We start from the raw sequence: 12,844 nt of genomic DNA on the forward strand, positions 1-12,844 counted from the left end.
GGCGTGGACGGCCGGACAAGCCCGGCCAAGACGCTGGAGATGCCGTGTCAGTTGCCCGCCGGATATGCCGCCGGCACGGCATGCGCCCTGTTCAAGAGGATGCCGACATCGTCGAGCTCCTGCACCTGCTCGTCGAGGGTCTCGCCGGCCGGGATGTTGAGGCGGTAACCGACATAACGCCGGGCCACGATCGCGTCGAAGCCGAGGCGGTCGCGGAGCTTCTTGCGCAGCTTGCTGACATGGCTCTCGATCACGCTCTCGTCGAAGGTGGACTCGAAGATGCCGTAGACGGCGTTGAATATCTGCGTCTTGGTGATCCACTTCCCGTGGTTGGCGACCATATATTCGAGAATGCGCAGTTCGCGGCGGGGCAGGGTGAGCGCGTGGCCCGCGATCTCCGGGTCTCGGCCGTTGAAGAAGACTTGGATCCTGCTCTCGCAGGGCCTCGGCAGCTCGCCGACCCGGCGGCGCGCGATCGCGGCCGTCCGGGCGAGGATCTCGCGCAGGTGGATCGGGACGTGCACGACGTCGTCGACGCCCGATTCGAACAGCTCCAGCGTGTTCTTGAGCATCTTCTGGCCGCTCACGGCGATGATGGGAGCAGAGGAGCGCTTGCGCATCGCCCGCGGCAGGCTTCCACGGGCATCGCAATCCCCGAGCAGGAAGGCGTCCACCGCCGCCAGATCTGCTTCACTCGCGGACTGCAGCCAGTCCCAGAATTCTCCTGAGGAGAAGCCGATGGACGATACGCCTTCGCGAACGAGCCCTCCGACGTAGCTGCTTGCGACGCTCTCGCGATCATCAACGATAATAAACATCAGTCTTTCGCCCCTGTTTCGCACTTGCTGCGGCCGGCTGGTTGTCGTGATGCTCCGGCTCGGCAACGATGCTGTTTGACGACATTCCTTCCCGCGAACCGTTGTTATGGTGTCGATATTCACGGGCAGCCCTACGCATTCAGTGCCCGCTGCTCGCAGGCCTGCTACTCCGACTCGATACTGAAACGCTTACTGTGAGGCTCGGCGGGTGTCGTACGGATCACCTCGCGGAGCGGATCGAGAAACGACTAGAACAGTTGCGCCAAGTAGCTCATTGCGTCCGAACGCCACTGAACTGTGTCGGTCTCGTCGCCAACCGGCGAGAATCACTTGAGTAGGACCGTAACAATTGCCGATTTCCGATCAAGCGTGCGTAGCAAACCGTTTGCTATGTCTGCTTGATGCTGTTGATTCGCTTCAGGTTGTTTCTTGATGCATCCAAACGTAGCAGTTGATTTTGATGTTTAACTAGTTCTGCATCATGGAGGTTGTAAAGTTCCGCAACCGCTGGAATTACAGCTGTTTCCGAGCGCTGCCGTGATTCATGCCCTGTGAGGGATTTGAACCCCGGATTGACACGGGCTGTCTCTCTTCTTCGTGCGACAATTCGACTCACGCTCGGAGGCGCGCCTCCAGCTTGGCGAAGTCTTGGCGCGTGTGTGTCTTTCGAGTCGCACTATCGCCGCGTGTATGGCGCGATTGCATCAAGTGGCCTCACGCGATGAAAGTGCGATGCGTACGTTTCGGGCAAGCTTCGGCAAATAACGTCACCGTTCGACAGTTCGAACAGAGCGGAGCATTTTCACATGTCGTCCGATGGACAAGCTCGTCCCAATGCGACCGCGGATGCCTCCGCGGCGACGAAGCCGGTTGCGGAGGCAGGCGATAATTCGACGCGAGCGACCAAGCCGGCTGCGGACGCAAGGCGTGTTTCTGCCGTGGCGAGCGACGAAGTTCTCGCGAAAGAGGCGCTCGAGGGATTGAAACGGATTCGTGCCAAGGCACGCCTCGACAAGATGGCGATTCCGAAACCTGCGGCGGCCGTGATCAAGCCGGCCGTCATCGTGGCGAAGCCGCCGCCAGCCAGTCCGCCGTGGGTCGCGCCGCTCGCAACCCTGGCGGTCGCTGCCATGTTGGTGGTCTGCGCCTGCACCGGCGTGATCGCATATCTCACCACCCAACCCGCTCAGAACAATGTCACGGCAAATGCGGAGATCAGACATCTGCGTGAGACCGTCGCGCAGCTGCGCAGGCAGGTATCGGGAATGTCCGAGAATCTCGACGGCTTGCGCACCGCCGTCGATCAATCGAGCAAGGCGACGAATGATCGCTTCGGCAGGTTTGCCGAGAACCTGGACCGTATCGAGCGGGTGAGCTCGTCTTCGACGGCGAAGCTCGATAAGATCGCTCAGGTGCAGGCCCAGACTCCGGCGCCGGCAATTGTGCAAGCGCAGCCGGCGCCGCAGCAAGGGCCGATGATGGCCTCGGTTGCAGCGCCCGAATTCACGGGCTCGGTGCCTGCGGCCGAGCGTGCGTCGGCGCCACGCAAGACGATCAAGGGCTGGTCGGTTCGTCAGGCCTATGAGGGCATCGCGATCCTGCAAGGCCCGAACGGCGTCGTCGAGGCCGTGCTGGGGCAACAGGTGCCGGGGCTTGGCCGCATCGAAGAGATCAGGAGCGAGAATGGGCGCCTGGTGGTGGAGTCCAGCGGCGGCGTCGTCTATTCGTCACGCAAGGCGACGCCCTGATCGAGCGCCGCCTTCTATTGGCGGTGATGCTCGAAGCTGGTGCATAGCAGATCAACCTCTGCCTCCGCGATCGGGGCGCGGAACAGGCGGCAGCTGAACTCGACGGTCGTCTTGTTGTCCGTCGTGATGCGATCTTCCCGCAGGAAGATGCATCGCTTGCAAACATCGGTGTGGTGCCGCTGCTCGGCGGCGTCCGACTGGTCCAGAACGTGGCGGAACGTGTCACGGAAGCGGATCTTGACGTCGTCGTCGAGTACGGCGATCGCCTCGACGAGAACGTTGACGGGATCGCGCACCAGGAATTTCTTGCCTTGCTGCGTCACGCTCAGCGTCACCGACCGCTTGTCCGTGGCGGAGCGCTTTCGCTCGAGATAGCCGAGCCGCTCGAGCTCGCCGATGATGAACGAAGCGGTGCCGCGCGTGGTGCCGACGTAGCTCGCGAGCGCAGAGGGCGTCCGCGAGAAGCGATTGGCGCGAGAGAGGAATCGCAGCGCCATCCATTCGCGGTCGCGCAACCCGTGCTTGGTGCCTTCGAACCACAGGATACGCGCGGCCTGCTCCAACAGTTCGATCGATTCGCGAGCCAAATTCATTTCAGTTCCAAGTCGGATAAACGTTTATTCAATTGAGCTCTGGGCGGCGCAATCTGAGTGGACCAGCATCAACCCGCAGGCGCTCCTTCATCCGTCGCCGGACTTCGGACCACGTGGGGAAAGTTGCCCCTCTGTGTCGGAGAGATGGAACTTCGGGCGTGGAACTAGGGCGTCACAAAGAAAGTTCGAGTAAACCGCGCGGCCCAAGTCCTTCGAAAATTTCACTCAAATGACGACGGCTTGCATGGGAGTCGGCGGAAATGGGCGGCGCGCCGGCAACATTATGTGTCATTGGCGCCTTTACCGGGCCTGTTTGTTGCGCCTATGAGCGCCGAGAGCGCGAACGTGTGCAACATCGCCAACGTCTGACGACCCGGCTGGCCGGAAGACAACCGCTATTTTCGGTTAATGGATGTTGCGATGCAATGAAGCTGGACGGTTAAGTCCGGCACTGCGCGAAAGCCGCGCCAATGTCAGAGTGTCGTTGGAATTGAGCGAGCATGTCGTTCAACGTGAACCCCTCAACTCATTCAGTCGCTGCTTGCGCACGCGCCGTCCTTTCGCGATGGGCCAATACCTGGACGGAGCCGAAGGATGACGCGTGGAGCCGCGCCCTGCTCGCAGGCTGGTGATTTGCGTATCGCCCGCAAGTATTGGCGAATGCGACGCCCCGGGCGCAATCAGCAGGAAGGAATAGACCAATGAGCTTCGAGACCACCATGACATCCGACGTTGTCGGGCTGACCAAGAGCGCCCCGGTCTCGCGGCGCGGATTCATGAGTGCCAGCGCGGCCGTGGCCGCCGGCTACACGCTTGCGGCAGGTCCGGTACGTGCCCAGGTGATCACGACCGACGCCAACGGCCTCCAGACCGGCGACGCCAAGATCAAGGTCGGCTCCGAAGAGATGCCTGCATACTTCGCCCGGCCGGCCGGCAACACCAAGGCGCCGGTGATCATCGTGGCGATGGAGATTTTCGGCCTTCACGAATACATCCGGGACGTAACGCGGCGCCTCGCCAAGCTCGGCGCGTTTGCTGTTGCGCCGGACTATTATTTCCGCAAGGGCGTCGACCTCACCAAGGTTTCGGAGATCAAGGATCTGCTGCCGGTGGTGAACGCCAAGCCCGACGCGGAGCTGCTGTCGGATCTCGATGCGACCGTGGCGTGGGCGCAATCGCAAGGCGGTGATGCCGCCAGGCTCGGCATCATCGGTTTCTGCCGGGGCGGCCGCACAGTCTGGGAGTACGCGGCCCACAGCGGCACCCTCAAGGCAGGCGTTGCCTTCTATGGTACGCTGATCGATCCCGCCAATCCGCTGTGGCCGAAGAGCCCGATGCAGCTCGCGCCCGAAATGAAGGCGCCGGTGCTCGGCCTCTACGGCGGCGCCGATTCCGGCATTCCGGTCGCCCAGGTCGAGCAGATGAAGGCCGCGCTCGAGCAGAACAAGAAGGCGGCCGAATTCAGGATCTATCCCGAAGCGCCGCACGGTTTCCACGCCGACTACCGCGGCAGTTACCGCAAGGACGCCGCGGAAGATGCCTGGAAGCAGGCGCAGGCCTGGTTCAGGAAGTATGGAGTCTTGAGCTGATGTTGGATGGAAGAGGGTGGCCCGAGCGGCCGCCCTCGCACTTTCCGGGCGTGCCGATCGCCGTCGGCGCTGACTTCAGCAGCGGTGCACGTGCGCTGCATTGCGCGTGACGGGCGGCAGCCGCCGCGATCATGACGATCGATGTGGAAGCGACGGGACTATCGTCCTTCACCCGCGCGCCAGAGCGCATCGAGGCCCTGCCGGTAGGTCGGGTGGGCCAGCGCGACGCCAAGCTCGTGCTTCAACTTCGCGTTGGAGACGCGGGCGCTGCTGGCATAGAAACTGCGGGCCATCGCTGACATTTCGGCAGTGGCGAACGCCTCTTCGGGCGGCGGTGTAACGCCCATCAGTTTCGCTGCATAAGTGATCACGTCCTGCGGCGGCGCGGGCTCGTCATCGCAGATGTTCCAGATGCCGCCGCCCTGGTGATGAACAGCGGCCATGATTGCGCTCGCGATGTCGTCGACGTGGATGCGGTTGAAGACCTGTCCGGGCTTGATGATGCGCCTCGCCGTTCCCGCGCGCAGCGTCGCCAGCGCGTTGCGGCCGGGGCCGTAGATGCCCGCAAGCCGCAGGATCGCGGCATCGCCGTGCGTCGTGTCCGTCCAGGCCTGCTCCGCTGCGATCCGCATTTGCGTTCGCTCCAGTGTGGCCTGCGGCGGTGTGCTCTCGTCGACCCAGCCGCCGCCGTGATCGCCGTACACGCCGATGGTGGAGAGATAGACGACCCTGCGGCGCCCCGCCTGGAGCACGTCGCCGAACGCCGCGATCGCGGGATCGCCGGAGCTTCCGGGCGGGATCGACACCAATAGCACATCGGCCTCGCGAACCTGTTGAACGGTCGCGGGGGTGGAAGCGCCGTCGGAAAAGGCATGCACCTCCAGGCCGCCGAGGTCGTCCCGCTGCGCGGGATCGCGCACGGTGCCGGCGACGTGCGAGAAGCTGCCGCCGTGTTGGCGGACGAAGTGCCGGGCACTGTAGCCGAGGCCAAGGATGAAGAGCCGCATGCGTTTCCCGTGCAGGTCCGAGTTCCCGCGCGAGCTGCGCGTCCTTCGCTCATAAGAGATTTTTGGGTCCGGCAAAAGATATTGCGATTTGTCCCGTCCGCCGCTTCGAGGGATGCTCGCCCATCACAGGCAGATCGGAAGGGAGGCGTCGTTGGCGACCGGGGCGATGATGCAGGCACCGCCTGCGGCCGCGCGATGCCATGCCGACGAACTGATCCGGCGCGCGGCGGCGCTGATCTTCGACGTCGACGGCACCTTGGCCGAAACCGAGGAACTGCATCGGCAGGCCTTCAACCTTGCCTTTGCCCGCCAGGGTCTCGACTGGCATTGGGATCGCGCCGTCTACAAGGACCTGCTGCGGGTGACCGGCGGCAAGGAGCGCATGCGCGCCTACCATGCATCGCTGCGGACCGCGGCGCCACTGGTCGACGAGGACGTCGCCGAGCTTCACCGCATCAAGACCGCGCACTTTGCCGAACTCGTCAACACCGGCTGCTGCCCGTTGCGGCCGGGCGTGGCGGGACTGCTCGCAGCAGCAAGGGCGCGCGGCCAGCGGCTTGCGATCGCGACCACCACCTCGCACGGCAACATCGATGCGCTGCTCTCGCAGGCTTTGGGAACGCGCTGGGCGGCGGAGTTCGACGCGGTGGTCGCCGGCGACGATGTCAGGCACAAGAAACCGGCGCCGGACGTCTACCTCGAAGTGCTGGCGCGGCTGAAGCTGGATGCGCCCGACTGCGTCGCGGTCGAAGATTCCAGCAACGGCCTGATCGCGGCCTCCCGCGCTGGCGTCCCGGTTCTGATTACGCGCAGCATGTTCTTCGGAGAGGACGACTTCACCGCGGCGCGAGTCGTGCTGGACGATCTGTCGGAGCTCGGCGCCGCGACACAAAAACCGAAAAACAACCCCATGCACAGTAGATCACGCAGGCGTGATCGCTGCGCTCAGTGGATGCGGTGACTCGCTCCATCGTCCTCGGCCTGCTCGACAATCTGCGCGATAGGGCTCGACTGGTGATGCACAAGGCGCCAGTCGTCGCCGACGCGGCGGAAATGGTTCGCAGCCGCCAAAGCGGTGCCGTCGACGATCTCGATGCACAGCACGCGCGCGCTGTCGCCGTCGACGATGGCCTGCGGCTCGGCGCAGACGATTTGCGGCCGCTCCGGGTTCTGGAGGATGTCACGCCAGCTTCCGATCACCGTGGCGCGCCCGATGATGGCCGGCCAACCGGGATGGATGCAGGAAATGGCGTCGTCATCCGCCCACATCCGCTTCATTTCGTCGAAGTCGCCGGTCGAAAAGGCGGCGTAGAAGGCCGCGTTGGCGGCGATGACCTTGCTGTCCTTTGCCATTGCTCTCGGGTGCGGCAATGGCAGGCAAAAATCAAGCGCGACTTCCGTCGACTTTGGCCGCAGTGCAGCATTCAAGATGCAATCCAGCCGAGACGAGCGTCTCCGCCGCCGGCGGAGAGCCGCAGGCGCGGCTTGGCACCGAGCGGCAGCGACAGCCCGAACTGCTCGGCGACGGGCGCGACAGGTGCGAGAAGCTCATCGAGATGATGCTGCCGCAAGATCGCCGCCGTGATGTCGCGATAGGTCTCCAGCCGGTCGCGGAATTGCGGGATCGTCACCTCTCCCCGCATGCGGGGAGGGAGAAGAACATCAATAACACGCCGCCATCGCGCCGAGTTTCGGATAAAGACGGTCGATCGCGACGATCTCGCTTTTCATCTGCGCGATGATCCAGTCGCGGATCTCGGCGGCGATCGGGCGCATCGGCCGGTTGCGCGGCGGCAGGAATTCGCAGATGCGGCGCGTGGTGGTAAGCGTGCCGGAGGCGGGCACCAGCGCGCCGGTCAGGAGCCAATGCGAAGCCACCGTCAGCCAGCCGAGCGCAATCCCCTGGCCGAGCAGCGCGGCCTGCACCACGACCGCATAGTCGGTGAAGCTCAGCGCTTTCGCCGCCCCGCGGCGTCCGGTGAGGAGCGATGCGTAATCCGCGGACCAGTCTCCCGGCGTCTCTGCGAGGCGGATGATGGTGTTGCCTTCGGTGGGATCGCTCTCGCCGAGATAGCCGGGGCTGCACATCGGCAGCATGACCTCCTTCATCACCAGCGTGGCGCCGGAGGACGGCTCGTCACGGTCGCGAAAGCGCATGCCCAGATCGACATTCTCCACCGGTCCGCGTAGTGCACCGGAGATGAGCTGGAAGCGCAGATCGACCTCCGGAAACCGCTTCTGCAGCTTGTCGATGCGCGGCATCAACCAATGCGTGGTGAAGGCTGATGAGACCGATAGCGTCACTGTCTCGGTGCCCTTGCGGCGCCGCTCGATCTCGACGAGGCCGGTCTCGATACTGCGAAAGCCTTCGAGCACGCGGCGATAGAGCAATTCGCCTTCCTCGGTAAGTACCGCGCGTCCCGCTGTGCGGTCGAACAGGCGAACGCCGAGATGCTCCTCAAACTGACCGAGCATCCGGCTTACTGCCGGCTGCGTGACGTTCAGCTCTGCGGCTGCGGCTGTAAAACTGCCATTGCGCGCCGCTGCGTCGAAGACGAACAGGGCGTTACTGGAAGGCAGCATCCGGCGCAGCTCGGGCATAACGTCATGTTATGAGCGCGGTGAGAATTTGGCAATTGCCGAGTTTTGCCAAGTCTGTTGTCATTGGCATGACGGCCTACAGACAGGGGATCGGAGAGAAGATCGGTTGCAGCGCACGCTGAAGCCGCGAGTGCTCCAGATGCCTGTCTATAAAGCAGGCTTATGGCGCGCAGTGAGGCACGCCATTGCAGGGATGGGTGAGGTCGATCGTTGGACAAACGAGCGGAGAGCGTCGAGATCAGGTCGGCCAGCAAGACGTATGGCGCCGTCCGCGCCCTCGACGACGTTTCTCTCAACGTCGGTGCCGGCGAGTTCGTCTCGCTGCTCGGTCCCTCCGGCTCGGGCAAGACCACTCTGCTCGGCATTTTGGGCGGCTTCATCCTGCCATCGAGCGGATCGATTTTCTTCGGTGGCCGCGACGTCACCTACATGCCGCCGCACAAGCGCGACATCGGCGTCGTGTTCCAGAATTACGCGCTGTTTCCGCACATGAGCGTTGGCGAGAACGTCGCTTTTCCGTTGCGCGCGCGTCGCCTGCCGAAGGCGAGCTGGCCCGACAAGGTGCGCGCGGCCCTCGGCATGGTCGGGCTCGCCGGCTACGAGGAGCGCGGCATCGCCCAGCTCTCGGGCGGCCAGCGTCAGCGCGTGGCGCTGGCGCGCGCCGTGATCTTCGAGCCGCGCCTGATCCTGATGGACGAGCCACTCTCCGCGCTCGACAAGCAGTTGCGCGAATCCATGCAGATCGAGCTGCGCGCGCTGCACCGGCGCATCGGCGCCACCATCATCTACGTCACCCATGACCAGCGCGAGGCGCTGACCATGAGCGACCGGGTCGCCGTGATGAAGGACGGCCGGCTGATCCAGATCGACGAACCCGAGCGCCTGCACGACCATCCGGCAGATTCCTTCGTCGCGAGCTTCATCGGGGAGGCGACGATGCTGCCCGTTCGCCGTGTCGATGCGGCCTGCGTCGCGCTGGGCAATGCGCTGCTGCGCAGCGCCCGTGCCATTCCCGATGGCGATGCACTGATGCTCGCAGTGCACGGCGAAAAGCTCCTGATCGACGATGGGGCGCAGGATGCCGCCTGCAACCGGCTGACCGGCACGGTCACCGACATCGTCTACCAGGGCGAGAGCCTGCGCATCTTCCTGGCGCTCGCTGACGGCATCGCGCTCAGCCTGCGCCAGCCGAGCTATCACCAGGCCTACAGCCGTATTCCGCCGCTCGGCGGCAGCCTCACGGTCACCCTTCACCCCGAGGACACCATCGTCGTGCCCCGGGCGGACTGAAGCCAGCCTTGTTCAACCTGAGAGAAGAAACTGACATGTCGACCCAAGCCGCGTTCAGCAATTTCAAGGTTCTCACCTTCGACGTCGTCGGTACCTTGATCGATTTCGAGACTGGCGTCCTCGACGCAGTGCGCAAGATTTCCGGCAAGACGTCGGCCGAGCTCAGCGACGACCAGATTTTCGAGCCGTACAAGCGCGGCCGCGACAAGCATTATGGCCGCTCGAGCGAGGCGATGTTCCACGTCTATCGCCATCTCGCCAAAGAGCTCGGGCTGCCGGCTGACGATGCATCCTGCGATGTGTTCCAGCTCTCGGTGTTGCACTGGGGGCCGTTCGCGGATTCGGTCGAGGCGCTGAAGCGCCTGCGCACGAAGTTCCGCCTGGTGGCGATGACCAATGCCGACCGCGTCGCGCTGTCCTGCTATGCCCACGCGCTCGGCGATCCCTTCGACGATACGGTGTGCGCCGACGATACCGGTGTCGCCAAGCCGAATCCGGAATTCTTCGCCTACAACAGGGGGCGCCAGTCCGCTTTCGGCTACAAGCAGTCCGACATCTTGCACGTCGCGCAGAGCCAGTATCACGACATCGGGATCGCGCGGAAGCTCGGCTACCGGGTGTGCTGGATCGAGCGCCGCCAGGGCATTGCAGGCTTCGGCGGCACGCCGGCAGTGGAGACGCTGACCAAACCGGACTTTCATTACCCGACGTTGAAGGCGCTGGCGGACGCGGCCGTCGGGCCAGCGGCCTAACGTTGTGAGCGCGGGCATGACACGGGACTGGAGCGAGCTGCCATCGGTCAACTCGCTGTGGGAAGCCACGGCCGAGCCGGCGCGTGCGTTTCCCGTGCTGTCAGGCGAGCAGCAGGCCGACGTGGTGATCATCGGGGCGGGCTATACGGGACTCTCCGCCGCGCACCACATTGCCAAAGACGGCCTGTCGCCCATCGTGCTGGAGGCCAATCGACCCGGCTGGGGTGCGAGCGGGCGCAATGGCGGCGTGATCACCGCAAAGTTTCGCCTCTCGTTCCGTGAGGTCGACGCCGCACATGGCCGCGCCATGGCCAAGCGCATGTACGAGATCGCGCATGAATCGACCGACATGGTCGAGGAACTTGTCTCCGAGTTCGGCATCACGAGTGCGAACCTCACGCGCACCGGCCAGGTCAAGGCGGCGCACAACGAGACGACGCTGAAGACCGCGATCAGCGAGGCCGATTGGATGACGCGCGAAATGGGCTCGGCCGAGGTCCGCATCCTCGACAAGCACGGTGTGCGGGACGAGACCGGCTCCGACATGTTCGTCGGCGGGGTGCTCAATCCCGGCTCGGGCGGCATCCATCCGTTGAATTATCTGCGTGGTCTGGCAAATGGCGTTGCGAGCCGCGGCGTCCCGATCTTCCAGGAATCACCCGTGGTGCGGCTGCGGAAGGAGAGCGGCGGTATCGTTGCCGAGACGCCGCAAGGTGCAGTGCGAGCCAAGCAGGCAATCATCGCCACCAACAGCTATTCCGACCTGACCGGCGCGACTGCGCAGATGCAGCGCACGCTGATCCCGTTCCGCAGTGCCATCATCGCCACCGAGCAGTTGCCGCGCAATCTGGCTGGACGGCTGATGCCCACGGGGCGCACCTATACCGAGACCAAGCGCATGATGCGCTGGTTCCGCATGGTGGACAATCGGGTGATCTTTGGTGGCCGCGGCGCCTTCGGCAAGCAGGACTCGCAAGCCGCCTTCGACGCCCTGCGTAAGGCAATGGTCGGCATCTTCGGCGATCTCGCCGATGTCCCGCTCGAATACAAATGGTCGGGCCTCGTGGCGATGACGATGGACTCGGTGCCGCATATCGGCCGGCTCGACGATCGCACGCTGGTCTCGATGGGCTACAACGGCGCCGGCGTTGCGATGTCGAGCCTGATGGGCCGCTATCTTGCCGCCTTCGTGCGCGGCGAGACGCCGGAGGTCGGCCTGCTCGATGTCAGGCGCATGAAGCCCATTCCACTCTATCCGCTGCGCGAGCCCGCCGTCCGCATGGTCGCAGGCTGGTACCAGTTTCTCGATGCGATCGGTCAGTGAGATTTCTTTGGCGATGGAGGATACGAGGATGACGACGAAACGGAATTCCGGATTTGGTTACGCCTTGTTGGGCGCTTCGATCAGTGCAGTCGCGCTCGGCACTGCAGCCGACGCCGCCGAGCAGATCACCTTCGTCTCGCAAGGCGGCGCCTATCAGCAGGCGCAGACGGTGGCGATCCTCGATCCTTCCGCCAAGAAGCTCGGCATCACCATCAACCAGGATTCCATCCCCGACGCCTGGCCCGCGATCAAGACGCAGGTCGGCAGCGGCAAGCCAATCTGGGACGTCGTGGATACCCCGACCGGCTATTGCCTGCGCGGCGGCGAGCAGGGCCTGATCGAGAAGCTCGACTTCTCGAAGATTCCGAACGCCGCAGCGATGCCGGAGGCGTATCGCAGCCCATATTCGGTGTCCTACGAATTCTATTCCAGCGTGCTCGCCTACAGCCAGAAGACATTCCCGAAGGACGCGCCGAACAGTTGGGTCGATTTTTGGGACGTGAAGAAATTCCCCGGTCGCCGCGCGCTGCGCAATCATCCGATCGCAACCCTCGAAGCCGCGTTGATGGCCGACGGTGTCGCACCCGACAAGCTCTACCCATTGGACGTCGACCGCGCGTTCAAGAAGCTGGAGGAGATCAAGCCGCACATCACGGTGTGGTGGACCTCGGGCGCGCAGTCGGCACAGCTGCTCAATGACGGCGAGGTCGATATGGAGATGGCCTGGAACGGCCGCGTCAGCGCCGTCGCCAAGGAGGGCGCGAAGGTCTCCTTCACCTACAATCAGGGCATCTTGCAGAGCACCTCGCTCTGCATCCTCAAGGGCGCACCCAATCTCGGCACGGCGGTCAAGTTCATCAACGAGGCGGTTGATCCCGTGCACCAGGCCAACCTGCCGCTCCACATCGACTACGGCCCGGGCAATCCGAAGGCGTTCGAGACGGGCGTGATTAAGCCCGAGCGCGCCACGCAATTGCCGAGCGAGCCGGCGAATGCGGCCAAGCAGGCGCTGATGTCCTATGCCTGGTGGTCCTCGCCCGCCGGCGAAGCCGCCGAGAAGCGCTGGGCATCGTTCATGCAGAAGTGAGCAAGCGAGGCAGCGTTGGCGACATCCGTGTCCGA

At 64.0% G+C, this 12,844-nt stretch carries 13 protein-coding genes; 7 read left to right on the forward strand and 6 right to left on the reverse strand.

Annotation, left to right across the window (positions count from 1 at the left end):
* Positions 1-47: 47 nt before the first annotated feature.
* On the reverse strand, positions 48-818 hold the full coding sequence (locus tag ASG57_RS13285) for a response regulator transcription factor (protein WP_024339357.1): 771 nt from the start codon (positions 816-818) through the stop codon (positions 48-50).
* Between the two features lie 806 nt (positions 819-1,624).
* On the opposite strand from ASG57_RS13285, the gene ASG57_RS13290 reads away from it, so the two are divergent.
* The gene (locus ASG57_RS13290; RefSeq protein ID WP_057196492.1) at positions 1,625-2,566 is read left to right on the forward strand and encodes a hypothetical protein; all 942 of its coding nucleotides are present in this window, start codon (positions 1,625-1,627) and stop codon (positions 2,564-2,566) included.
* Positions 2,567-2,580: 14 nt separating this feature from the next.
* Here the strand turns inward: ASG57_RS13290 and ASG57_RS13295 are convergent, their stop codons facing one another.
* Positions 2,581-3,159, reverse strand: coding sequence for a MarR family winged helix-turn-helix transcriptional regulator (locus ASG57_RS13295; protein WP_057196493.1), 579 nt, complete (start codon positions 3,157-3,159; stop codon positions 2,581-2,583).
* A gap of 701 nt (positions 3,160-3,860) precedes the next feature.
* Between ASG57_RS13295 and ASG57_RS13300 the strand changes: the two genes are divergently transcribed.
* Complete coding sequence (locus tag ASG57_RS13300; protein ID WP_024339360.1) at positions 3,861-4,748, forward strand: dienelactone hydrolase family protein; 888 nt, start codon at positions 3,861-3,863, stop codon at positions 4,746-4,748.
* Between the two features lie 158 nt (positions 4,749-4,906).
* Here ASG57_RS13300 and ASG57_RS13305 read toward each other — a convergent pair whose 3' ends face one another.
* Entirely contained in the window at positions 4,907-5,755 is an 849-nt protein-coding gene (locus ASG57_RS13305; protein WP_057196494.1) for an SDR family oxidoreductase, read from the reverse strand.
* 169 nt (positions 5,756-5,924) lie between these two features.
* On the opposite strand from ASG57_RS13305, the gene ASG57_RS13310 reads away from it, so the two are divergent.
* Positions 5,925-6,716 carry an HAD family hydrolase gene (locus tag ASG57_RS13310; protein WP_156402693.1) on the forward strand — a complete coding sequence of 264 codons (792 nt, stop codon included), beginning with the start codon at positions 5,925-5,927 and terminating at the stop codon, positions 6,714-6,716.
* Here ASG57_RS13310 and ASG57_RS13315 read toward each other — a convergent pair.
* The 3 genes from ASG57_RS13315 to ASG57_RS13325 form a co-directional block, all read right to left on the reverse strand.
* On the reverse strand, positions 6,701-7,108 hold the full coding sequence (locus tag ASG57_RS13315; RefSeq protein WP_057196495.1) for a nuclear transport factor 2 family protein: 408 nt from the start codon (positions 7,106-7,108) through the stop codon (positions 6,701-6,703). The two genes, ASG57_RS13310 and ASG57_RS13315, sit on opposite strands and share 16 nt — an antisense overlap.
* A gap of 71 nt (positions 7,109-7,179) precedes the next feature.
* A complete protein-coding gene (locus ASG57_RS39120; protein WP_230646542.1) occupies positions 7,180-7,386 on the reverse strand; it encodes a hypothetical protein in 207 nt (68 codons plus the stop codon).
* Between the two features lie 31 nt (positions 7,387-7,417).
* Complete coding sequence (locus ASG57_RS13325; RefSeq protein ID WP_057196497.1) at positions 7,418-8,356, reverse strand: LysR family transcriptional regulator; 939 nt, start codon at positions 8,354-8,356, stop codon at positions 7,418-7,420.
* Positions 8,357-8,566: 210 nt separating this feature from the next.
* Between ASG57_RS13325 and ASG57_RS13330 the strand changes: the two genes are divergently transcribed.
* The 4 genes from ASG57_RS13330 to ASG57_RS13345 are packed head-to-tail and all read left to right on the forward strand — an operon-like array spanning position 8,567 to position 12,809.
* Positions 8,567-9,646 carry an ABC transporter ATP-binding protein gene (locus ASG57_RS13330; protein ID WP_057196498.1) on the forward strand — a complete coding sequence of 360 codons (1,080 nt, stop codon included), beginning with the start codon at positions 8,567-8,569 and terminating at the stop codon, positions 9,644-9,646.
* A 35-nt stretch (positions 9,647-9,681) separates the two neighbouring features.
* A complete protein-coding gene (locus tag ASG57_RS13335; protein WP_057196499.1) occupies positions 9,682-10,398 on the forward strand; it encodes an HAD family hydrolase in 717 nt (238 codons plus the stop codon).
* 16 nt (positions 10,399-10,414) lie between these two features.
* Positions 10,415-11,722: an NAD(P)/FAD-dependent oxidoreductase gene (locus ASG57_RS13340; RefSeq protein WP_057196500.1), complete on the forward strand. Its 1,308-nt coding sequence runs from the start codon at positions 10,415-10,417 to the stop codon at positions 11,720-11,722.
* 28 nt (positions 11,723-11,750) lie between these two features.
* Entirely contained in the window at positions 11,751-12,809 is a 1,059-nt protein-coding gene (locus tag ASG57_RS13345; RefSeq protein ID WP_057196660.1) for an ABC transporter substrate-binding protein, read from the forward strand.
* Positions 12,810-12,844: the final 35 nt, after the last annotated feature.

Source organism: Bradyrhizobium sp. Leaf396 (assembly GCF_001424605.1).
In the GTDB taxonomy this organism is placed as follows: Bacteria; Pseudomonadota; Alphaproteobacteria; order Rhizobiales; family Xanthobacteraceae; genus Bradyrhizobium; species Bradyrhizobium japonicum_C.